20 protein-coding genes and 1 pseudogene are annotated in these 22,211 nt (G+C 63.2%); 7 read left to right on the forward strand and 14 right to left on the reverse strand.

The features are described 5' to 3' along the window. Nucleotides 1–104: 104 nt before the first annotated feature. From ACX12D_RS26525 to ACX12D_RS26540, 4 genes are all read right to left on the reverse strand, one after another. Entirely contained in the window at nucleotides 105–878 is a 774-nt protein-coding gene (locus tag ACX12D_RS26525; RefSeq protein ID WP_441637567.1) for a fumarylacetoacetate hydrolase family protein, read from the reverse strand. A 139-nt stretch (nucleotides 879–1,017) separates the two neighbouring features. Continuing rightward, nucleotides 1,018–3,147 (reverse strand): acetate--CoA ligase family protein, encoded by a 2,130-nt coding sequence (locus ACX12D_RS26530; RefSeq protein ID WP_459376407.1) that lies wholly within the window; start codon nucleotides 3,145–3,147, stop codon nucleotides 1,018–1,020. A 137-nt stretch (nucleotides 3,148–3,284) separates the two neighbouring features. After that, complete coding sequence (frc, locus tag ACX12D_RS26535; protein ID WP_441637563.1) at nucleotides 3,285–4,514, reverse strand: formyl-CoA transferase; 1,230 nt, start codon at nucleotides 4,512–4,514, stop codon at nucleotides 3,285–3,287. Nucleotides 4,515–4,537: 23 nt separating this feature from the next. Further along, on the reverse strand, nucleotides 4,538–6,292 hold the full coding sequence (locus ACX12D_RS26540) for a thiamine pyrophosphate-binding protein (protein WP_459376408.1): 1,755 nt from the start codon (nucleotides 6,290–6,292) through the stop codon (nucleotides 4,538–4,540). A 465-nt stretch (nucleotides 6,293–6,757) separates the two neighbouring features. Between ACX12D_RS26540 and sucC the strand changes: the two genes are divergently transcribed. Beyond that, nucleotides 6,758–7,981 (forward strand): ADP-forming succinate--CoA ligase subunit beta, encoded by a 1,224-nt coding sequence (sucC, locus tag ACX12D_RS26545; protein WP_459376409.1) that lies wholly within the window; start codon nucleotides 6,758–6,760, stop codon nucleotides 7,979–7,981. Nucleotide 7,982: 1 nt separating this feature from the next. Further along, the gene (gene sucD, locus ACX12D_RS26550) at nucleotides 7,983–8,867 is read left to right on the forward strand and encodes a succinate--CoA ligase subunit alpha (RefSeq protein WP_459376410.1); all 885 of its coding nucleotides are present in this window, start codon (nucleotides 7,983–7,985) and stop codon (nucleotides 8,865–8,867) included. A gap of 335 nt (nucleotides 8,868–9,202) precedes the next feature. Here sucD and ACX12D_RS26555 read toward each other — a convergent pair whose 3' ends face one another. Beyond that, nucleotides 9,203–9,598 (reverse strand): VOC family protein, encoded by a 396-nt coding sequence (locus ACX12D_RS26555; protein ID WP_416047008.1) that lies wholly within the window; start codon nucleotides 9,596–9,598, stop codon nucleotides 9,203–9,205. 77 nt (nucleotides 9,599–9,675) lie between these two features. Further along, complete coding sequence (locus tag ACX12D_RS26560; protein ID WP_441637556.1) at nucleotides 9,676–10,092, reverse strand: 4-oxalocrotonate tautomerase; 417 nt, start codon at nucleotides 10,090–10,092, stop codon at nucleotides 9,676–9,678. A gap of 147 nt (nucleotides 10,093–10,239) precedes the next feature. Here ACX12D_RS26560 and ACX12D_RS26565 point away from each other — a divergent pair, with 147 nt between their 5' ends. Continuing rightward, complete coding sequence (locus tag ACX12D_RS26565; protein WP_459376411.1) at nucleotides 10,240–10,839, forward strand: TetR/AcrR family transcriptional regulator; 600 nt, start codon at nucleotides 10,240–10,242, stop codon at nucleotides 10,837–10,839. 260 nt (nucleotides 10,840–11,099) lie between these two features. Here the strand turns inward: ACX12D_RS26565 and ACX12D_RS26570 are convergent, their stop codons facing one another. Beyond that, nucleotides 11,100–11,438: a winged helix-turn-helix transcriptional regulator gene (locus tag ACX12D_RS26570; protein WP_039008740.1), complete on the reverse strand. Its 339-nt coding sequence runs from the start codon at nucleotides 11,436–11,438 to the stop codon at nucleotides 11,100–11,102. Between the two features lie 90 nt (nucleotides 11,439–11,528). Here ACX12D_RS26570 and ACX12D_RS26575 point away from each other — a divergent pair, with 90 nt between their 5' ends. Beyond that, nucleotides 11,529–11,855: a nuclear transport factor 2 family protein gene (locus ACX12D_RS26575; protein WP_459376412.1), complete on the forward strand. Its 327-nt coding sequence runs from the start codon at nucleotides 11,529–11,531 to the stop codon at nucleotides 11,853–11,855. Beyond that, nucleotides 11,855–12,145: pseudogene (locus ACX12D_RS26580) on the forward strand (SDR family NAD(P)-dependent oxidoreductase); the annotation flags it as partial. The gene ACX12D_RS26575 and the pseudogene ACX12D_RS26580, both read left to right, overlap by 1 nt. A gap of 60 nt (nucleotides 12,146–12,205) precedes the next feature. On the opposite strand, the gene ACX12D_RS26585 reads toward ACX12D_RS26580, so the two are convergent. From ACX12D_RS26585 to ACX12D_RS26600, 4 genes are all read right to left on the reverse strand, one after another. Next, nucleotides 12,206–12,673 (reverse strand): cupin domain-containing protein, encoded by a 468-nt coding sequence (locus ACX12D_RS26585; RefSeq protein ID WP_459376413.1) that lies wholly within the window; start codon nucleotides 12,671–12,673, stop codon nucleotides 12,206–12,208. A 213-nt stretch (nucleotides 12,674–12,886) separates the two neighbouring features. After that, complete coding sequence (locus ACX12D_RS26590) at nucleotides 12,887–14,692, reverse strand: tetratricopeptide repeat protein (protein WP_459376414.1); 1,806 nt, start codon at nucleotides 14,690–14,692, stop codon at nucleotides 12,887–12,889. A gap of 465 nt (nucleotides 14,693–15,157) precedes the next feature. Continuing rightward, nucleotides 15,158–15,877, reverse strand: coding sequence for a GntR family transcriptional regulator (locus ACX12D_RS26595; RefSeq protein ID WP_183034614.1), 720 nt, complete (start codon nucleotides 15,875–15,877; stop codon nucleotides 15,158–15,160). Nucleotides 15,878–16,105: 228 nt separating this feature from the next. Next, nucleotides 16,106–17,080 carry a 2-dehydropantoate 2-reductase gene (locus tag ACX12D_RS26600; protein WP_459376415.1) on the reverse strand — a complete coding sequence of 325 codons (975 nt, stop codon included), beginning with the start codon at nucleotides 17,078–17,080 and terminating at the stop codon, nucleotides 16,106–16,108. A gap of 307 nt (nucleotides 17,081–17,387) precedes the next feature. Between ACX12D_RS26600 and ACX12D_RS26605 the strand changes: the two genes are divergently transcribed. Next, a complete protein-coding gene (locus ACX12D_RS26605) occupies nucleotides 17,388–18,080 on the forward strand; it encodes a GntR family transcriptional regulator (protein ID WP_459376416.1) in 693 nt (230 codons plus the stop codon). 35 nt (nucleotides 18,081–18,115) lie between these two features. On the opposite strand, the gene yedA is transcribed toward ACX12D_RS26605, so the two are convergent. Then, the gene (yedA, locus tag ACX12D_RS26610) at nucleotides 18,116–18,997 is read right to left on the reverse strand and encodes a drug/metabolite exporter YedA (protein WP_459376530.1); all 882 of its coding nucleotides are present in this window, start codon (nucleotides 18,995–18,997) and stop codon (nucleotides 18,116–18,118) included. A gap of 187 nt (nucleotides 18,998–19,184) precedes the next feature. Next, entirely contained in the window at nucleotides 19,185–20,111 is a 927-nt protein-coding gene (locus tag ACX12D_RS26615; protein ID WP_459376417.1) for a LysR family transcriptional regulator, read from the reverse strand. Nucleotides 20,112–20,216: 105 nt separating this feature from the next. Between ACX12D_RS26615 and ACX12D_RS26620 the strand changes: the two genes are divergently transcribed. Beyond that, nucleotides 20,217–21,641: an aldehyde dehydrogenase family protein gene (locus tag ACX12D_RS26620; protein WP_459376418.1), complete on the forward strand. Its 1,425-nt coding sequence runs from the start codon at nucleotides 20,217–20,219 to the stop codon at nucleotides 21,639–21,641. Nucleotides 21,642–22,003: 362 nt separating this feature from the next. Here the strand turns inward: ACX12D_RS26620 and ACX12D_RS26625 are convergent, their stop codons facing one another. After that, on the reverse strand, nucleotides 22,004–22,189 hold the full coding sequence (locus tag ACX12D_RS26625) for a hypothetical protein (protein WP_459376419.1): 186 nt from the start codon (nucleotides 22,187–22,189) through the stop codon (nucleotides 22,004–22,006). Between the last annotated feature and the right edge of the window lie 22 nt (nucleotides 22,190–22,211).

Here is a 22,211-nt window from a genome sequence, read left to right on the forward strand (position 1 = left end):
AGTTAGTGCAAGGGCAACAGCAAGCACCGGCGAGCACAGGCGAGCACTGGCGAGAACCGGCGCTTGCCTTGTCCCTTGCTGGACGCCAGCGCCCGGACTATCGACTAGCCGCGCATGTGGTTGACCAGCGATCCGATGCCCTCGATCGTGATCTCCACCACGGCGCCATCTTTCATCGAGCCGACGCCGATCGACGTGCCGCAGGCGATCACATCGCCGGGCATCAGCGTGAGATCCTGCGAGATCAGGCTGACCTGCTGCTCGGGCGAGAAGATCAGGTCGGACAGAGGATAGTTCTGCCGCTGCGCGCCGTCGAGCCGCGTCACCACACTGGCGGCGCGCCAGTCGAACTCCGTGACGATCACGGGGCCCAGGCAGCCGAACGTGTCGAAGCCCTTGGCACGGCACCACTGCGGGAAATTCGGGTCTTCCGCGATCAGCTCGCCGGCGGTGACGTCGTTGACCACGGTGTAGCCGAAGATATGCGCCGCGGCATCGTCCGGCGCCACGTTGCGGCATCGGCGGCCGATCACGATGCCAAGCTCGCCCTCGTAGACGACCTTGCCGCTGTAGCTGCGGGGCCGCAGGATGGCATCCCCTGGCCCCGCCAGCGAACTTGCCGGCTTGATCAGGAATAGCGGATGCGCCGGCACCGGCTTTTCCAGCTTGCGCGCCAGCGCATGGAAGTTGTTCCATAGCGCAACGATCTTGCCCGGCTCGCACGGGCTCAGCAACCGCAGGCCCTCGCGCGGCAAGGTCGCGCCGGTGGGCTCCGGCCACGCGTGGCCCGGTCCGTCGTACTCGATGACATGATCGCCCTCGATCCGGCCGAAGCCGACCTCGCCGTCACCGGTCTGGAAGCGAATCCACGTTTGCATCGCAAACTCCTCTGGCACGCCTCTGGCGGGCGCGCCTTGGTGCCCGCGTCCGCGCTTGTGCCGCATTGTCGAGAAACTGGCCCGCGCATGCGTGCATGGCGGGCCCGGTTTTACCGCATGGCGTTCAGACCAGATCAAATCAGATCTTGCCGGCGCCGCGAGCCCACTTGTACTTGGCCCCCAGCACCGCGACCGGGATCTCGGTCGAGTACGCGTAGGACGGCACGCCGTGCTCGTACAAGTATTCGGCAGCCTCCTCCACCTGTACGTCGCCCGCCAGCGAGGCCACGATCGGCTTCTCGATGCCGCGCGCCGCCATCTCCTCTTTCACCTCCACCACCAGCTTGGCGAACACCATCGGCGGCGTGATGATGGTGTGCCAGTAGCCCAGGATGATGGCGTGGATACGCGGGTCCTCCATGCCCAGGCGCAAGGTGTTCTTGTACGTGGTGGGCGGCTCGCCGCCGGTGATGTCGACCGGATTGCCCGCCGCGCCAAAGGGCGGGATGAACTTGCGGAATGCCGCGTCGAGATCGTCCGGCATGGTCATCAGCGACAGGTTGTTGTCCACGCAAGCGTCCGACAGCAACACGCCCGAGCCCCCGGCGCCGGTGATGATCACCACGTTCTCCCCCTTGGGCGTGGGCAGCTTGGGAATGCCGCGCGCGAACTCCAGCAGGTCGCGCAGCGAGCGTGCACGGATCACGCCGCACTGCTTGAACACGTCCTCGTAGATCTTGTCGTTGCCGGCCAGCGCGCCCGTGTGCGAACTGGCGGCGCGTGCGCCCATGCTGGTGCGTCCGGCCTTGAGCACAACCACCGGCTTCTTCTTCGAGACCCGTTTCGCCGCTTCGGCAAAAGCGCGGCCGTCCTTCAGATCCTCGCAGTGCTGGGCGATGATCTCGGTGTTGTCGTCCTGCTCGAAGAACGTCAGCAGATCGTCTTCATCGATATCCGACTTGTTGCCCAGCCCGACGATGGCCGACACGCCCATCTTGGCCGAGCGCGAGAAGCCGATGATGGCCATGCCGATGCCGCCGGACTGCGACGACAGCGCGGCCTTGCCCTTGACGTCATACGGCGTGCAGAAGGTCGCGCACAGGTTCTTGGGTGTGTAGTAGAAGCCGTAGATATTCGGCCCCATCAAGCGGATATCGTGCTTGCGCGCGATGGCGACGATCTCCTCCTGCCCTTGCACGTTGCCGGTCTCGGCAAATCCGGACGGAATCAGCACCGCACCCGGGATGTGCTTCTTGCCCACCTCTTCCAGCGCCCCGGCCACCAGCTTGGCGGGAATGGCGAACACCGCCACATCCACCTCGCCCGGCACATCGAGCACGCTCTTGTAGGCGGTCCTGCCCATGATCTCGCCGCCCTTGGGATGGATCGGGTAGATCTTGCCCTGGTAGCCGCCGTTGATCAGGTTCTTCATCACCGAGTTGCCGATCTTGCCGTCCTCGTTCGAGGCGCCGATCACGGCCACCGAATCGGGGCGCATGATGCGGTTCATCTGCCTGACGATGTCTTCCTGGCTGGGGCGATAGCGCTCAGGCTGCGGCGCGAAGTCCACCACGATGCGCACGTCCGCGGCGATGGCGCCGTCCTTGCTGGCAAACACCGGGTTGAGGTCAAGCTCCGAGATTTCCGGGAAATCGCTCACCAGCTCGGAGACCCGCTGGATCATGCTGGCCAGCGCTTCGCGATTGGCAGGATCGGCGCCGCGCACGCCCTTGAGCACTTCGGCGGCGGCGATGCCATCGAGCATCGACAGCGCATCTTCCTGGCTGGCCGGGGCCATGCGGAAGGTGATGTCCTTGAGCACTTCCACCAGCACGCCGCCGAGGCCAAAGGCCACCAGCTTGCCGAACGACGGATCGGTGACCGCGCCGATGATCACCTCCTGCCCGCCGGCAATCATCTGCTGCACCTGCACGCCGACGATATTGGCCTTGGCGTCGTACTTCTTCGCGTTCTCGATGATGGTCAGGTAGCCGTTCTCCACATCCGCCGCGCTCTTCAGGCCCACCAGTACCCCACCCGCCTCGGTCTTGTGCAGGATGTCGGGCGACACGATCTTGAGCACCACCGGGTAGCCCATCTTGTCCGCCAGCTCGACCGCGCCGGTGGGTGACTTCGCCACGCCCTCGCCCGGCACAGGGATGCCATAGGCGTCGCAAACCAGCTTGCCCTCGGGCGCCGTCAGTGCGTTGCGGCCTTCTTCCTTCACGGCGGCGAGGATCTTCCGCACCGCGTCCTTGTTGTATGCCATGTCAGGTCTCCATCTTCCATCTGTTCATGGATTGCGTAGGGATGAGCCGGTCCACGCCCTCGCGTGAAACGCGAGGGCGGGCGGCTTGTGAACTCAGTTCGGGAGGTGCTTGAAGTAATACACGGACGCCCAGGGCGTCAGACCGCCCCGGCGGCGCGCAATGCTGCGATCTGCGAGGGTGTGCGGCCCAGCCAGTCGAGGATTTCCTCGGTATGCTCGCCCAGCAGCGGCGAGCGCTCCACCTCCACCGGCGACGCCGACAAGGTGATCGGGCATCCCAGCTGCACGTACTGGCCGCGCTCCGGGTGATCCAGCTCCACCAGGTAGCCGCGCTCGTACATCGACTTGTCCTCGATCAGGTCTTTCATCGACAGGATCGGGCCGCATGGCACGTCGACCTCGTTGAGCGCTTCCATCACCTCGAACTTGGTGCGCGTGCGCGTCCATTTCTCGATGATGGAGAAGCACTCTTCCAGGCATTTGAGGCGGGCTTCCGGCGTCGCGAACTGCGCATGCGTGATCAGGTCTTCCCTGCCGCACAGGCGCATCAGCGGCTCCCAGCCTTGCGGCTGGACGATGACGTAGACGTAGTCGTTGGCCCCGCCCGGGGCACAGCGCAGCGCGGCGCCGGGCTGGCCACCGCCCGAGGCATTGCCGGCGCGCGGCACGAAGTCGTCGAACGCCTGGCTGGGATACTCGCGCATCGGGCCGGCGGCCAGGCGCTGCTGGTCGCGCAGCTTGACCCGGCACAGGTTGAGCACGGAATCCTGCATCGCCACCTCCACCCGCTGCCCGCGCCCGGAATGCTCACGCTGCAACAGCGCCGCCAGGATGCCCACCACACAGTGGATGCCTGTGCCGGAGTCGCCGATCTGCGCGCCGGTGACAGTCGGCGGGCCCTCGCTGGAACCGGTGGTGCTGGCCGAGCCGCCCATGCACTGGGCCACGTTCTCATACGCCTTGCAATCCGCGTACGGCCCCGGGCCGAAGCCCTTGATCGACGCGTAGATTAGCCGCGGGTTGAGCGTCTGCAGGCGGTCCCAGTCGAAACCGGCGCGGTCCAGCACGCCGGGGCCGAAGTTCTCCACCAGCACGTCGCAGCGCTGCACCAGGTCCTCCAGCAGCGCCTTGCCTTCCGGCGTCTTCATATTGAGCGTCAGGCTGCGCTTGTTGGAGTTGAGCATCGTGAAGTAAAGGCTGTCGGCGTTGGGCACGTCGCGCAGCTGGCTGCGCGTGATGTCGCCGCGCCCCGGCAACTCCACCTTGATCACATCGGCCCCCAGCCATGCCATCAGCTGGGTGGCCGAAGGGCCGGCCTGTACATGGGTCATGTCCAGGATCCGCACACCTTCGAGTGCCTTGTTCATGGTCTTGTCTCCTCGCACCGGGGTTACTTGTACATGGTCTGGTTCTTGGTGCCCGGCGCGTACTCGCGCGGATCCACCCAGATATTGATCACGGCCGATCTGCCGGTACGCTGGACCGCCTCGCGCCCGCGCTGCAGCGCGCCGGCGATCTTGCCCGGGTCGCGCACTTCCTCGCCGTAGCCGCCGAGCATTTCGGCGAACTTGGAGAACGGCACGTCCGAGAGCAGGTTGCCCACGTTGCCGCGCGCCTCGCCGTACTTGGCAAGCTGGCCGTAGCGGATCTGGTTCATCGCCGAGTTGTTGCCGATCACCGCCAGGTACGGCACGCCGAAACGGTTGGCGGTTTCCATGTCGAAGGCCGTCATGCCGAAGGAGCCATCACCGTAGTAGCAGAGGATCTCCTTGTTCGGGTTGGCGAGGCCAGCGGCAATGGCAAAGCCGGTGCCGACGCCCAGCGATCCCAGCGCGCCCGGGTCCATCCACTGCCCGGGACGGCGCGGGCGCACCGCTTGCGCGGAGATGGTCACCACGTCGCCGCCGTCGCCGATGTACACCGTGTCATCCGAGAGAAACTCGTTGAGTTCATACGCCACGCGGTACGGATGGATCGGCGTGTTTTCCGAGCGGAACAGCGGCATCAGCTTCTCGGCCGCCACGGCCTCGGCTTCGGTCAACTGGCCCATCCATTTCTGGCGCGCCTGGCGCTTGTCGCTCTTGATGCGCCCGCTGGCAGCCTGCAGCACCGCGCCGAGGATGGCGCCAGGGTCGCCCACCAGGCCAAGATCGATCTCACGGTTCTTGCCGACTGTGCGGTAGTCCATATCGATCTGCACCAGCGTCAGCTCCTTGCTGATGCGCTTGCCGTAGCCCATGCGGAAGTCGAACGGCGTGCCCACAATGATCAGCACGTCGGCATTGGCGAAAGCCTGCGTACGGGTGCGGTCGAAGTGATGCGGATCGCCCGGCGGCAGCAGGCCGCGGCTGGCGCCGTTGAAATAGCCGGGAATATCCAGGCCCTTGAGCAGCGCGATAGCCTCTTCATGGCCGCGCGCGGTCCAGACCTGCTGACCGTAGAGGATGGCCGGGCGCTCGGCATTGACCAGGATGTCGGCCAGGCGCTCGATATCCCTCGGGTCGCCGATGGATTTGGTGGAAGCGCGATAGTGGCCGGGGCGCGGAATCACCGCGCGCGACACATCGACTTCGCGGTCGAGCACGTCACGCGGGATCTCCAGGTAGGCCGGGCCGGGTGCACCGTTGAAGCATTCGCGCGCCGCCATCGAGATCATGTCCGCCACCCGCTCGGTGCTGGGGATGGTGGCGGCAAACTTGGTGATGGCCGACATCATGTCCACGTGCGGCAGGTCTTGCAGCGAGCCCATCTTGTGCTGGGACAGCGCGCCCTGTCCGCCGATATGGATGATCGGGCTTTCCGAGCGGAAAGCCGTCGCCACGCCGGTCACGGCATTGGTGCAGCCCGGGCCGGCAGTGGTCACCACACAGCCCAGCTTGCCGGTCTGGCGGGCGTAGCCGTCCGCCGCGTGCGCGGCAACCTGCTCATGGCGCACGTCGATGATGCGGATGCCCTCGTCCACGCAGCCGTCGTAGATGTCGATGATGTGGCCGCCGCATAGCGTGAAGATGGTGTCGACGCCTTCGTTCTTCAGGGCCCGCGCTACCAGGTGGCCGCCGGAAATCACGCCGGCATCGCGGGTTTTCTGCTTCAGGGTGTCTTCGGCCGTGGTGGATTCAGGCCGCGTGGGTGCGACTGCAGACATGTCTTGGTCTCCTCGTTGACTGGGTTGCGACAGGCTGTGACGCGGACCTGGCCCGTTGTCACGACATCCTTTCGCCCTTTGCTGCTTGGCTGCCTGGCCGATGCCTGCCCTGCTTGTCACCTGGCCCTGCGATGCTATCGATCCTTTTCGTTGGATCTTGATGACATACGGTATGTGATATATCAGCGAAGCTCAAGGGAAATTTCGCTCCTGGGAGAGGTGTTTCAACGACGCGATGCAGCAATTCAGCTAGAAAAGGACGATGAATAAGCGGAATTGCTGAGTCCATGTGCATTCATTCCGATTCCTCACGGGTTGAATTGGCTCGCCACCTCATCCTGCCCCTGCAGGGAAAATGACCTTGTTTATCGTTGATATATTACATACCATATTTCACAGCGCACCTTGCCGGACCATCCGGTTCCGCGGCACGCCGGCACGCGCATTACCGAGAGCGAGGAGACTGTGAACATTCACGAATATCAGGCCAAGGAATTGCTCAGGCGCTTCGACGTGGCCGTGCCACGCGGCGCGGTCGCCTTCACCCCCGAGGAAGCCGTCAGCGCGGCGTGCAAGATCGGCGGATCCACATGGGTGGTGAAGTCCCAGATCCATGCCGGCGGCCGCGGCGCCGGCCGCTTTGCCGGCGACCCCGACGGCAAGGGCGGCGTCCGCGTGGTGAAGTCCGTCGACGCGGTGCGTGCGCAGGCCGAGCAGATGCTCGGCAAAGTCCTGGTCACCAAGCAGACCGGAGAGGCCGGGCGCGAGGTAAGGCGCCTATATGTGGAGGAAGGCTGCGAGATTGCCCGTGAGCTTTACCTGGGCATGCTGATCGACCGCGCCACCTCCCGCATCACGCTGATGGCCTCGACCGAAGGCGGCATGGAGATCGAGGAAGTGGCGGCCCGCACGCCGGAGAAGATCCTGAAGGTTGCGATCGACCCGGCCAGCGGCATCCAGCCCTTCCATGCGCGCCGCCTGGCCTTTGGGCTGGGGCTCGCCGGCAAGCAGGTGAGCGCGGCCTCGCGCTTCATCTTGTCCGCCTATCGCGCCTTTACCGAACTGGACGCGTCGGTCGTGGAAATCAACCCGCTGGTCGTCACGCGCGCGGGCGATGTGATCGCGCTCGACGCCAAGTTCAATTTTGACGACAACGCGCTGTACCGCCATCCGGATATCGAATCCCTGCGCGACGAGACCGAGGAAGATCCCGCCGAAGCGGCAGCCGCCCGCCACGGGCTGAACTACGTCAAGCTCGACGGCAGCATCGGCTGCATGGTCAACGGTGCCGGGCTGGCGATGGCCACCATGGACATCATCAAGCTCTACGGCGGCGAGCCGGCCAATTTCCTCGACGTGGGTGGCGGCGCCACCAAGGAGCGCGTGACGGCGGCCTTCCGCCTGATCCTGGACGACCCCAAGGTCAACGGCATCCTGGTGAACATCTTCGGCGGCATCATGCGCTGCGACGTGATCGCCGAAGGCGTGGTGGCCGCCGCGCGCGAGATCGACCTCACGGTGCCGCTGGTGGTCCGGCTCGAAGGCACCAACGTGGAACTCGGCAAGGCCATCCTGCGCGACTCGGGCCTGCCGATCCTGTCGGCCGATCATCTTGCCGACGCCGCCGAAAAAGTGGTCAACGCGGTGAAGGCCGCGCAAGGTCACGTTCAAACACAGGGAGGGCACTGACATGGCCGTACTGATCCATCAAGACACCAAGGTGATCTGCCAGGGCTTTACCGGCGCGCAAGGCACCTTTCACTCCGGGCAAGCGATGGCCTATGGCACGCGCATGGTCGGCGGGGTGACGCCCGGCAAGGGTGGCGAGACGCATCTGGGGCTGCCGGTGTTCGACACCGTGGCCGCGGCGGTAGCGCGCACCGGCGCCGACGCCTCGGTCATCTATGTGCCGCCACCCTTCGCCGCCGACGCCATCCTGGAAGCCGCGGATGCCGGCATCGGCCTGATCGTGTGCATTACCGAAGGCATCCCGGTGATCGACATGGTGCGGGTCAAGCGCGCGCTCTGCGGTTCGGGCAGCCGCCTGGTCGGGCCCAACTGCCCGGGCGTGATCACGCCGGGCCAGTGCAAGATCGGCATCATGCCAGGCCATATCCACCGCCCCGGCAAGATCGGCGTGGTGTCCCGCTCCGGCACCCTCACCTATGAGGCCGTGGCGCAAACCACGGCCGCGGGGCTCGGGCAGAGCACCTGCATCGGCATTGGTGGCGATCCGGTCAATGGCACCAGCTTCATCGATTGCCTGGAAATGTTCCTGGCCGATGACGACACCGAAGGCATCATCATGATTGGCGAGATCGGCGGCTCGGCGGAAGAGGAAGCGGCGCAGTTCCTGCAGGACGCGCGCAGCCGCGGGCGCGTCAAACCCGTGGTGGGCTTTATTGCCGGCACTACCGCCCCGCCTGGGCGGCGCATGGGCCATGCCGGCGCGATCATCTCGGGCGGCATGGGTACGGCCGGGGCCAAGATCGACGCCATGCGCGCTGCCGGGATCCGCATCGCGCGCTCTCCGGCCGAGCTGGGCAAGACGATGGCGGAGGCGATGGGGGTGTAGCGGGTGCCTGCCTGATAAAGAACGGCGGACGATGTCCTAGCCGCTAACAAGATCTGTTGAAACGCAAAACGGGTCCGGTCTTTCAGATGGGGCCCGTTTTTTTGCCTGTAAGCAAGCGGTTCCGCGCTGGAGAAAGCCACCCCTTCCTCGCATGAGGTGCAAGGCCGAAACGTGGCGTTCTCTGCACACGCGCTTTGCGGCTTGCGCAGTTGCCTTCGTATGAGGTCTGAGCGTCGCTGAACGGACCCACTGCGGACCTTCGACCTGCTCCGAAGGAGACATTAACCAAGAAATTGGTACTCAACAGCAGTCTTGGACAGGGCGCGCGAACAATCTCACTCCGTGCAGTTCAGCATCCACTGAACGCCGAAACGATCGGTCAACTTGCCGTAGTAGTCCCCCCAAGGCTGTATGCCCAAGGGAGTTGTGATTGTCCCGCCAGCAGCCAAGGCTTGAAAGAGCTTGTTCGTGGAATGTCGATCGTCCATCGCCAGTAAGTGCGCTGAGCCCCGCATGGGCTCAGCGTCATCGTTGTCTGAGGCATAGAAGATCAGGCCTGGCCCCTCGAATTTGGCGTGCATGACTCGTCCGCGCATGGCCTCGTTCTTTGCAGGCATGCCATCAACACCGTAGCGCAGCACCTCGACGACACGGCCGAGACCGCATCGCGTATAGAAAGCCAGTGCTTGATCACAGGTCGTGGTGAAGAATAGATAGTTCGATAGTTGCATGATGGTGTACCTAGAAGGAACCAGGCTGCGACACTGTCGTCCTCGCTCCGAGAGATCGCCTTGCTATCCCGGCTATGTCAGGTCGCAGCAGCAACGTCGCCAAGCTGCGCATTGGTAAGGGCCATCCCAGCAATGCCCCAGGTCCCATCGACAGCGTGCACCACATTGACCCAAATGCGTTCCTTCGGGTGCTGCGCACCTGACAGCTCATGGATGATGCGCGTGGCTTCGTCGATGTACCCGACTTGAACCTCGCGGTCGGCAAATACAAAGGACGGAACCTTCCATTCGACGAAGGCGACGGAGGCCTCCTTCGATCCGGAGTACGTATGTTCTTTCGGCAATACGTGGATCGAACCTACGATGTTGGGCGTCATCGACTCATTTCCCGATAGTCCGTGCCACTTGAGCATGGCATCGGACAGGCGGCGGAACGCGACTCTTTCTTGGCCTTTGGGAAGAACGCCCTCGGTGAGGGTGAGCGTTAGCGGCATGGGCTACTCCAGGTAAAGGAATGGGCGTCGCACTCGCGCGCTGCCTGCGGCAGGGCTATTTCAAGTAACGATCGTTATCCTATAATAAATAACGATCGTGTTCTGAGCAACTACAATCGTCAGCTTCTCAAGTTGGAGGAGTGCCTCATGGTGTCAAGATCCGAGCAAAAAGTTCAAACGCGGCAGCGCATCCTTGAGGCGGCAGGGCGCGTGTTCCGAAAGGGTGGATTCGACGGGGTCGGGGTAGACGGCTTGGCAAAGGAAGCAGGCGTGACGTCGGGAGCGTTCTATGCCCACTTCGACTCCAAGGCGGAAGCGTTCCGGGAATCGGTGGCGCTGGGCATGGCTGAATTGCGCGGCGGCGTGCAGTACTTCCAAGCGCGGCATGGACGCACTTGGTGGACAGAGTTCGTGCGGTTCTATCTGAGCGCCAAGCGTACGTGCGATTTGACGGAGAGTTGCACGCTGCAGACCATGCCGACTGAATTGGCGCGATCGGATGAATCCTCTCGTGCATCGTTTGAGACGGCTTTGCGTGACGTTGCACAGGCGATCGTCGATGGTCCCACCTCACCGGGTGCACCGCGCGACATTGGAGCGGCTTGTGCAGCACTCGCTTCGCTTGTCGGTGCCGTCACGCTGGCGCGTGCTGTGGGGAGTGAAACCTTCGCTGATCAGATCGCTCTAGGCGCAGAACACGCATTGCTCCAGGGGGGCGGCAGGAAGCGATCAATCAAGGTCGCCTAAGCGAGGACTCGAAGACGCACGTTCGGGGTACATCGAGACCCGGCCGAACGTTGCTTTGTGGCCGAACTCCGCCGTCGGCTCAGCGTTCGAGGACCGACTGCGGTCATCGGCGGGTGCCGACCCAGTGCTGCCCCTCAAATGAGTTTTACGACCGTCAGGTTCCGGCGCGACATGAGACGGTCGCGGATGAGACCACGTCGCCGATTTGCGAAATTGGGGTTCTGGATGACAGGCTGCTAGCCGCACAAGCTCGGCGCAGCCTACGGAAAGTCTTCACGGCGCTCCGCCCATGTCAAGATCGCATCCAGTGCCGGGCACAACGCCTGGCCCCAATCAGTCAGGCGGTAGTCCACCTTCGGCGGCACCTGATGATAGACCGTACGCGTCACGATGCCGTCCGCTTCGAGGCAGCGTAGCTGCTGGGCAAGCATCTTCTGTGTGATGCCGGGAATCAGTCTCTCGAGGTCCGAAAAGCGCTGTACCTGACCACCGAAGAGGTGAAACAGGATCACCAGCTTCCAGCGGCCTTCCAGCAGCTTGAATGCGGCTTCGACATCGATTGCGGCAGTCGCGGGGGTGTAGTTTTTTCGGTTAGCCAAGGGCTACTTACTTTTTTGTGCGTTCTTGCGATACGGTAACTGTAGCGCCATGATTGGGGCATGCAAACCTTCACGTTGAGGTGAACCCCGATGAACATGATGCTGCCTGCGCCACTGGATGCCTATCTGCTCGCGGAAACCGTCACCGACTCCGCCCCTCTCTCGAACTGCTTTACCGCCGATGCCGTCGTGCGGGACGAAGGCCGCACGATCAAGGGGCTGGAAGCAATCCAGGCCTGGAAGAAAGACAGCAAAACCAGGTACCAGTACAGCATTGAGCCGTTGGACGTATCCCAGGACGGCGCTACTGTGACGATGCTCGCACGACTCACGGGCACATTCCCCGGTAGCCCAGTCGAGCTGACTTACACGTTCGTCCTGGCCGGCGGCAGGATTGCGTCGCTGGAGATTCGCTAATGAGCTCCGCACCCGAACTTCTGGGGCTTCGGGCGCTCGTTACGGGCGGAACCAAAGGCGTCGGCAAAGCCGTCGTCGCACGCCTTCGCGAGGCAGGTGCGAACGTTCTGACGACGGCGCGTTCCCGTCCCGATGAACTTGCCGAAGAACGGTTCATCGGGGCGGACATCACGACGGCCGAGGGCTGTAAAGCTATTGTCGACGCCGTGCTCGAGCGGTTCGGTGGCGTCGATATAGTCGTGCACGTCGTGGGCGGCTCATCTGCACCGGCCGGTGGCTTCAGCGTGCTGGATGACGATGAATGGAACAAGGCATTGAGCCTGAACCTATTCCCGGCAGTGCGCATCGTTTCAGGGAAGCATATGGGTATCCCCGGCAGCCTGCGGCGGCAACTTGATTGCCAGCGCCTTGAAATCGCCGCCGGTCGCGATCGAACCCGCGTGCGCGACACCCCTTGGAATGATAATCAGGTCGCCCGGGCCGACCTCGCGCTGTTCACTGCCCAGCCAGAATGTGCCCTTTCCTGAAATGACATACTGGATCTCGTCGGCGCTGGTGTGGTAGTGCTTCGGAACGTTGCCCGATTGCACTGCAACGGTCCCTTGTGGCGTCGCCACCAGCCCTTTCGTACGTAGCGTGCCCATATTGGGAACCTGCGGTCCGATGTCTTCATTGCTCATGGCGACCAAGTTGATGATCTGCGGCGCCAATGTGGCGGGCGGGATATGCGCGTGGGCCGGCGACAGTCCCGTATGGGCAGTAAGGTAGCCACAGGCAAAAGCGATTGGGACAGCGGAAGGAGCGACAAAGCGATGCATATTCATCTCCCTTCGGTTGGTCTGCGAGCATTGGATCGCTACGATGCATAATTCGTGCGATACGGCTGGATTGTCTCACCGCGATCCGCGCCCAGAATTGAGGGGAAACCCGCAAGCACTGAATCAATCGCTCGCCGAAAGGGGGCCGCCCGAAGGAGATTCAGCGGCTCTGGCTGGCGGTTCCCGACCCCGCCCATCGCAGAGCCTCGTCCTTCAGATCTGGTTGAACCCGACGCGGGATACCAGCTCAGAGAATCTGGGATCGAAGCGAGCGCTGTCGAAGGTAGGTTCTGTTCTGAGCTCAATGAAGTCAGGACTGTGCTCATCGTAGGCTTTTTCCAGCCAGCCGAGGGTCTGCTCTTTGTCTCCGAGCGAACCAAACACTTTCGCCATGTTGTAGGGGTGGACGTAGTGCTTTTCGGATTCCGTCTCCAGCGCATCCACGATTTGCTGCATGGCCGCTCTCATGTCGGCGGCAGCGTAGGTCTGGGCCAGCCCCGTCAGCGCCTCCGTGCTCTTCCCGGAAAGCGTTACAGCCTTCTGCATCTCCTCGATTGCGTCATGGAACAACTTCTGTTGCTGGTAGACCAATCCCAGCCTGAGGTGAAGCAGAAAATGGTTTGGATCGATTTCCAGGGCTTTACGAAGTTCTTCCCGTGCCTGATCGTATCGCCGAGCCAGGTACAAGATGATGGCAACAGATGAATTCAGCACCGAATTCAACGGATCCATCTGTTGGGACTGCCTGACCCTGGCGATGGCTTCTTCGGCTCTGCCTGCCATCATGAGATATTCCGCGTACCAATAATAGGCGATCGCGTGTCCTGGATTCAGTTCAATGGCGCGCAGAAAATCCTGTTCCAGATCGACCCAATCCCAATCGTGCAAACGCACATGGGCCAGTGATGCATAAGCCTCACCCAAATCGGGCTCAATCTGCAGCGCTTTCCTGGCTGCCATTTTTGCTTTATGAAACGTTTCGCGCGCAGGGCTCACGCCGCGACATGCAAGCATCGTGTAAGCATCGGCCACTCCGTCATAGGCGGCCGCAAAGTTCGGCTGGTGTCCAATAGCGAGCTGAAAATACTCAATGCTCTTTCGCATGCCTTCTTCGGTGCGCTTGGACCAGAAGTGACGCCCCTTGAGATACGCCTCGTGCGCCTGTGCATCAATGGCAGGAGTACGGTCTAAACGCCCTTGCTCGTGCGGCGTGAGCTTGATCTCAATTTCGCGGGCAATTGCCTTGGCCACCTCGATCTGGAGTGCCAGGATGTCATGTCGGTTCCCCTCGTAGGTCTCGGCCCAAAGGTGCGTTTCGTCGCTTACCCGGATGAGCTGCGCCGCAACCCGTACCCGATCTCCGGCACGTCGGACGCTTCCCTCAAGCACGTGGGAAACCCCGAGGTCTTGGCCAATCTGATGAATGGTCTTGGTCGTGGATTTGTAGCGCATCGCCGAAGTCCGGGCGATGACACCCAGGCGCTCCGGGCTGAGCCGGGCAAGCTGGGTGATCATATCCTCGGTCAAGCCCTCACTGAAGTAATCATATTTGCCGCCGCCACCGAGACTTTCGAACGGAAGCACGACCAGTATCACTCGCCCCTCCGATAGCCATGCGTAATTTGGGAGCGGTAATGCTTCCGGTTCACTCGGTTCGCTTTCCACCAGCGCCCTGCCGTTAGGTTGCAAACGCCCCGCTCCTTCCTCAGTGAGCGGCAGCCCTCCCGGGACAGCAGTGACCGGCCGGTGCCGGTTCCGATACAGCGCATCAGCCACAATGATCGCGATTCCAACAAAGACAATCGCCGGCCGGGCATCGAGCGCCAAGCGCGACAAATGCTCGACCCTCTCTGGCGCCGCAATATAGCGGATCAGTTGAGCGATGAATTCCTGCGGCGCGAAGCCGGTGATTGCCAGGAGGACGCCCCCAATGAACCATTCGCTAACCCGCGCTCGCAACATCGCCCACAGGTGCCTCGGTATTCGCTGTGGGGTTCGTCCGTCTTTTTCATCTTCCATGGCGTCCCCGCATAGAGTCGTGTCGACCAGGCGTTACGGTCCCTGACGCGGCACAGGAAGTCGGGAGGTAGGCTAAGGCGTACATGCCGTCGCAATCTTCGCGCGGCGTTCTCCATGCCTACACAAACAACGCTCATTGTTTCTGTGGCGAGAGGTAGCGCAGCGCTGCGGTCCGCCAGTAACCTTCAAGTGACTCGAACGATTCGTGCGCGCGGGAGGATCAAGATAATTGCAATTCGTAGCACACCAACATAGCTACATGAATAACTATCTACTTTCCTTAGACGAAAATCTACGCGCCATCGCGCAGCCCCCCAGCCGCTCCAGTGGACTCGCCCCCTCGGAGGGGGCGTTGCGGAGAAAGGAATTTCTTTCGAATGTAAGAACCGGGGCAGATTTTGTTAACGGCCAGGACGATGTCCGCCGCTCTTTATTGCCAGAGGCAGGCGCCTCAGGTTTCAGCCTTCAATCCAGGAAGTCGCAGTTCTTCTCGACATAGTCAGCCAGATCCAGCGAATGCTGGCGCACCAGCTTCTCGGCCAGTTCGGTGTCGCGTTTTTCCAGCGCCTCGATGATGCGCAGGTGATCGACGATGGAGCGCGAAGCGCGATCGCTTTGCGAGATCGTCATCTTCCGGATGGCGCGCACATGGATAAAGATGTTCTTGATCGAATCCATGATGATCTGCGACTTCGACAACTGCACGATCGCCTGGTGGAAGGCGATGTTCGCGTCGGAGTATTCCTCGATATGCTCGGCCGGCGTGGCATCGCGGAAGCTGTCGAACATATGGCGCAGTTGCGCGATCTCCTGGTCGCTGGCGTTCAGCGTGGCCAGGCGCGCGGCCATGCTCTCGAGCGCGGCCCACACCTGGATCATCTCGACGATCTCGCGCTTGGTCTTGCGCATGATGTAGATGCCGCGGCGCGGCACGGTGCGCAGGAACCCTTCCTGCTCCAGCAGCGTCATGGCCTCGCGGATCGGGGTGCGGCTCACGCCCAGCGCCTCGCTCAGGACTCGCTCGTCCAGCCGGATTTCCTCGGTCGACTGATAGATATCGGCGTCGGCAATGGCCTGGCGCAGCATGGCATATGCCTGGTCGCGCAGGCTGGCACCGGCGTTGATGGGTTGGAGGGACAGGGTCAGTGCAGCAGGCTGGACCGCGGATTGAGTTTGCGCAGACATGAATGGGCTCTTGTTGAAACCAGCGCCGCAGCGGACGGGACGGTCGCCTGCGGCTTCCCGCTTAGCTTACCAAAAGCAGCCATTGCATGAGCTGAATGCATAGGAAAATGCACAATTGATATAAATCGGCTGCCAGGGTGGCGGTTTTGCGTATATGGTATATCAGATGGTGCGCCGCCGAAACCGGCCGGCGCCACCCTTTCTTCCCGACCGGCCCGGCATCCGCGCTCAAGCGGCCTGCGCCATCCGTTCACGCTGCTTGATCAGGCCCAGCACCGCGTCCACCATCGGCGTGGGCTGGTCCACCAACCGGCCCATTTCCTGCACCACCGTCAGCAGGGGGTCGATCTCCATGGCCCGCCCTGCCTCCAGGTCCTGCAGCATGGAAGTCTTGTGGGCCCCAACCGCGCCGGCACCGTCGATGCGGCGCTCCACATCGACCCGGAACCGCACGCCAAAGCGTTCCGCAATCGCTTGCGCTTCCAGCATCATTGCGCGCGATAGCCCACGGGTGGCCGGATCGGCAGTGATGATATCCAGCGTGGCATGCGTGAGCGCGCTGATCGGGTTGAAGCACAGGTTGCCCCACAACTTGAGCCAGATCTCGTCGCGGATATTGTCGCGGATGGGCGCCTCCAGGCCGCCGGCCACCATCATTTCGCTCAGGTGGCTCACACGCGCCGACTTGCTGCCGTCGGGCTCGCCCAGCGGGAATTTCTTGCCATAGACATGGCGGATCACGCCGGGCGCGGCGATCTCGGCGGCGGGATAGAGCACGCAACCGATCGCCCGCTCCGGCCCCAGGCCGCGCCACTGGCGCCCGCCCGGGTCGACGCTTTCCAGCCTGGTGCCCGCGAGCGGGCCGCCGTGCTGATGGAAGTACCAGTAAGGGATGCCGTTGACGCCCGTCACCACCGCCGTCCGGGGACCAAGCAACGGCTGCATCAGGTCCACCACGCCCGGCACGGAATGCGCTTTCAGGGTGATGAACACATAGTCCTGCGGCCCCAGCGTGGCCGGGTCGTCGGTGCAATTGACCTTGGCCACCCTCTCCTCGCCCTCGCTCAGCAGCCGCAGGCCATTGGCGCGCATGGCGGCCAGGTGGGGGCCACGTGCGACCAGGCTGACCTCGGCGCCCGCCATTGCCAGCTGGACGCCGAGATAGCCGCCGATGGCGCCGGCGCCATAGATACACACTTTCATGATGTCGTCTCCCGGTTGTTTTATGGATGCATGCTTTGATATATCACATACTATATTCCACAAAGACCGAATACAACCTCAATCTGCCGCCGCCCTGGAGCTGCTACATGCCCAATCCGGCACACGCCAACTTGGAACCGGAGGCCCGGCAGGCAGCCGGCGCCATCTCGATTGCGGCCCGCGCTACCGGTAACCGACATAGTGCAGGCGTGATGTTGCCGAGCCTGGAGCGGGTATCATGTGCGACGCAGATCAACGCACGACAATGCACAACAACGAACAATCACAACGGGATCCCACCCGCCCAATGATTTCCGCAGATCCAGCCGGCGCGGCCGGCACCGGCCCCGACGCCTCGCTGCCCCGCGCCGAGCGGGCCTATCAGCACCTGCGCAACGCGATCCAGGCCGGGCAGCTGCCTTCCGGTACCCGCCTGCGCGAAGTGGAGCTAGCCGCCTCACTGGGGCTGTCGCGCACGCCGGTGCGCGAAGCGCTGTCGCGGCTGGAATCCGAAGGCCTGGTCGTCAACGAGCCTAACCGGGGCATGATGGTGACCCAGCTCGACGCCAGCATGGTGAGCGAGCTCTATGTCATGCGCGAGGTGCTGGAAGGCACCGCCGCCGCGCTCGCCGCCCGCCACGCTACCGATGTGGAAATCTCGCTGCTGCGCGACATCGTCCAGCGCGACCTGGCCATCGCCGACCAGCCCGACAAGCTCGCCGCCAACAACCGGCTCTTCCACGAAACGCTGCACCGCTGCGCGCACAACCGCTACCTGCTCAAGACCTTGCGCTCGCTGCACGAGTCGATGGCACTGCTGGGACGCACCACGCTGGCGCTGCCGGGGCGCGCCCGGGTCTCCTACGAAGATCACATTGCGCTAGTGGAAGCCCTGGAGCAACGCGACCCCGCGCTGGCCGAGCAAATCACGCGCCGGCACATCCAGCAGGCGTACAAGGCGCGGCTATCGATGTGGATCGAGGAACAGTCCGAGCCCTGAAACCTGAGTTCTGGCATGCGGGCGGCAATCTTCACTCAGGTCGTCGCCGCAATCGCCCGCGCCCCGCGCCACGTCCCCAGGCTAAGCACCGCCAGCGCCCCCAGGATCAACGCCACCGCACCGAACGTCTGCGGCGCGATCTGCTCGCTGCCCAGCCACGCGCCCACCGCCAGCGCCACCGGCGGGTTCACGTAGACATAGCTTGAGGAAACCGTCGGCGAGACGTTTGCCACCAGGTACATATAGGCGGAAAACGCCACCAGCGACCCTGCCACCACCAGGTAGACCCACGCCCACCACGCCTGGCTGCTGACCGTCCGCGGCCAGGGCTCGCCGAACGCAACAGACAGCATCAGCAAGATCGCCCCGCCCAGCAGCATCTCGGCGGCAAATGCCACCGCGCCCTGCGGCAAATCCAGGCGCCTGGCGATCTGCGAACCGAACGACCAGCTGCCGATGGCCACCAGCAAAGCCATGACGCCCGTGGCACTCGCGCGAAACTCCGCGCCGCCGGTCAGCACCAGGATGCCCGCGCTGCCCAGCGCAATGGCCAGCACTTCGTACCAGCGCGGCCGCGCGCCAAAGCAAATTCCCCAGAACAAGCCAAAGATCGGCATCGCGCCAATCATCACGGTGGTCGCCCCAGACGAAATGGTCTGCTCCGCCACCGCCGTCAGCCCCATCCCGCCGACCAGCAGGAAACCAGCCAGCACCCCGCAATTGCGCAGCTGGCGCAAGGTCGGCATGGCGGCGCCGCGATAGCGCAGCCACAGCGCCAGCAACAAGCCGGCGCAGAGAAAACGCGAGCCCATCATCAGGAATGGCGGAAAGCTCTCCAGGGTGAAACGGATGGCGAGATAAGTCGTGCCCCAGACCAGGTAGGTAATCAGCAGGCAGAGCAGCAAGCGGGGGGAGATGGTGGGCACGGGAAGACCGGGAGAAAGCACAGAGGGCTCTCACGATAGCGCGATCCGGTGCGCCCGCAAAAGGAAAATGACTCGCAAGGCTTGTGAGGCGATCTCACAAGGGTGCGCAGGAGGCAGTGTGAAGTGCGGTGCGGATGCACACGCACTGCACGCGCGACGACACAGCAACACGCTCGAATCAGCCTGCTTGAACGCCTCGCGACGGCACCCCAGCCAAGCCCAGTTCATGAACCAGGCTGATGAGCGCACGCAGCCGCGCAGGCACGAAACGGTGGCCTGAGTAGTACAGCCTCAGCCCACCGAACGACGGGCACCACGGCACCAGCACCGGCACCAGCGCGCCGGCCTTCAGTTCTTCTTCGATGAACCACTCGGAGATGAAGCCGGTACCCAGCCCGAGCAGCACCGCCTGCTTGATGGCCGGCAGCTCGTTCAGCGCTAGGCGCACGGGCAGATCCATTTGCAGCTTCTGGCCGCCTTTTTCCAGCTCCCAGTGATAGATGCCGCCGTGCGACATGCGCATGCCGATGCTCTGGTGCTGGAGCAGGTCGCGCGGGTGCCTGGGGGTGCCGTGGCGCGCCAGGTACTCTGGCGTTGCCACCACGAGCATGCGGATGTCGCGCGAGAGCGGCACGGCGATCATGTCCTGCGGCACGGCTTCGGCGAGGCGGATGCCCGCATCGAAGCCCTCGGCCACGATGTCGATCATGCGCGACTCGCTCACGATGTCGATGCGTACTTCGGGATAGCGCTGCGCGTATTGCAGGAAGAGCGGCTCCAACAGCAGGGATGCCGCACCCTGCGGCGCGTTGATGCGCAGCGTGCCGCTGGGCACGTCGGGGCCGGTGCCAGCCTCTTCGCCCGCGCTTTGGATTTCGGCCAGCGCCGGCGCAATCCGCTCCACATAGCGTCGTCCGGCATCGGTGAGCGCCACGCTGCGCGTCGAGCGGTTGAACAGCCGCACCTTCAGGCGTGCCTCCAGCCCGGCCACGGCGCTGCTCACGGCGGTGGTGGACATGCCCAGTTCCTGCGCCGCGCCGCGAAAGCTGTTGCGGCGCGCGACGGCCAGAACCACTTCCAGCTCGGTCATTCCTGTTCTGTGCATGTATTGTCCTGAATTTACGGATACCTCATCAGCCACAAGACGGCTTATCAGAACAATAAAGCATTCGTAGACTTAGTTGCATGAATCCCCAACCAAGGAGCTACCATGCAGCGCGTTGAGCACATCTACATCAACGGCGAATTCGTCACGCCGCACGGCCAGGAATGGTTCGACCTCCACAACCCGAGTACCGAGGAAGTCATCGGCCAGGTGCGGCTGGGCGATGCGCAGGACGCGCAGCGCGCCATCGCGGCAGCACAGGCTGCATTCCCGGCATGGTCACGCACCACGCGCGCGGAGCGCATTGCGGCCCTGCAGCGCATGCACCGGACCGTGGCCGCGCGCAAAGACGCGCTGATGGAGGCCATCCTGATGGAATACGGCGCACCCTCAGTACGCGGGCAATGGATGGCAACGTATCCTGCCGACGTTATTGCCCAGGCGATCGACACACTGGAGTCCTTCGCGTTCGAGGAAAAGGTAGGCGCGGCCACGGTAATCCAGACGCCTGTGGGCGTCGCGGGCCTGATCACGCCATGGAACAGCAATGCAGGGTTCATCTGCAACAAGCTGGCCACCGCGCTGGCAGCCGGTTGCACCGCTGTCATCAAGCCCAGCGAGATGAGCGCGCTGCAGACGCAGATCCTGGCCGAAGCGCTGCACGAAGCCGACCTGCCCCCAGGCGTGTTCAACATCGTCAACGGCCGCGGCGAAGTGGTCGGCGAGGAGATCGCGCGCAACCCCGGCATCGCCAAGATCTCGTTCACGGGATCGTCCGCCGTGGGGCAGCACCTGGTGACCACGGGCGCAGCCACGATGAAGCGCGTGACGCTGGAGCTGGGCGGCAAGTCGCCCACCGTGGTACTCGATGACGCGGACTTCACCGCCGTCATGCCGCTCGTGCTCCAAGCAGGGTTCATGAACAGCGGCCAAGCCTGCATCGCCGGCACGCGCATCCTCGTGCCGCGCAGCCGCCTGCCCGAATTCGAGCAGATCGCGAAAGTCGCTGTCTCTCATGTTCAGTCCGGCGACCCGCGCCAGGCTTACACCGACATCGGCCCGATGGTGAGCAAGAAGCAATGGGAGCGGGTGCAGAACTACATCCACCTCGGGCAGGAAGAAGGTGCGACCTTGCTGGCAGGCGGTGAAGGCCGCCCCGATGGCCTGCACGCCGGATGGTTCGTGAAGCCCACGCTCTTTACCCGTGCCAACAATCGGATGCGCATCGCGCGCGAGGAAATCTTCGGCCCCGTGCTGACCATCATCCCCTACGAGGACGAAGCCGACGCGATCGCCATTGCCAACGACACGCGCTATGGCCTGAGCGCCCTGGTGCTGGGCACAAACCCGGAAAGCTGCGAACGTGTGGCGCGCCAGATCGATGCGGGCCGCGTGCTCATCAACAGCCTGGCCCACGAGCCGCGCGCGCCCTTTGGCGGCTTCAAGCATTCGGGGCTGGGGCGCGAAATGGGCCGCTGGGGCATGAGCGCGTACTTGGAACCCAAGACCTTGCTGGTGGGCGCAGGCTGAACCTTCCAGGAATCCTTGTCCGACGTACTCGCAGGGTGCCCGCGTATTTCCCGACACTCGTGCGGCACCCGAACTGTTGGGCTTCTACACCGGGCGCGGTGCTGAAATAAAAAAACCGGCCAAAAGGCGCTGCGCTCCTCGGAGCGACGCGTTGGCCGGTTTTGCCGCGCGAAAGCGTTCCGCGCCGGTTTGACAGGTGCCTGCTGTCCCTCGCCAGGACAGATGCGTTAGCGCATCTCCGCGACGGGCAGCATTTAAGCCGTCAAACCAAAACTACATACATCAACAACAAACAACAACAGTTAACTACGACGTACTACGGCAGCATTCACTCTTGATTCTTGATGTCGGTGCTCGGGCGATCAGCCGTTCGCGAAGACGATCTTTGCCTTGCGTGCCTGGTTCTGAAGGCGGCCCAGCACGGATTGCACAGCGGCGATGACGCTCTTCACGTCGTCGACGAAGGCCGGGCTGCGGGGACCCAGTTCGCGTTCGATCAGTTCGCGTTCGAGTTGGTCGGTCATCTTGATGTCGGATTGGGTGTTCATGGCTTTCTTCCTTTCAGGGATA

The sequence above is a fragment of the Cupriavidus sp. PET2-C1 genome, from assembly GCF_054515855.1.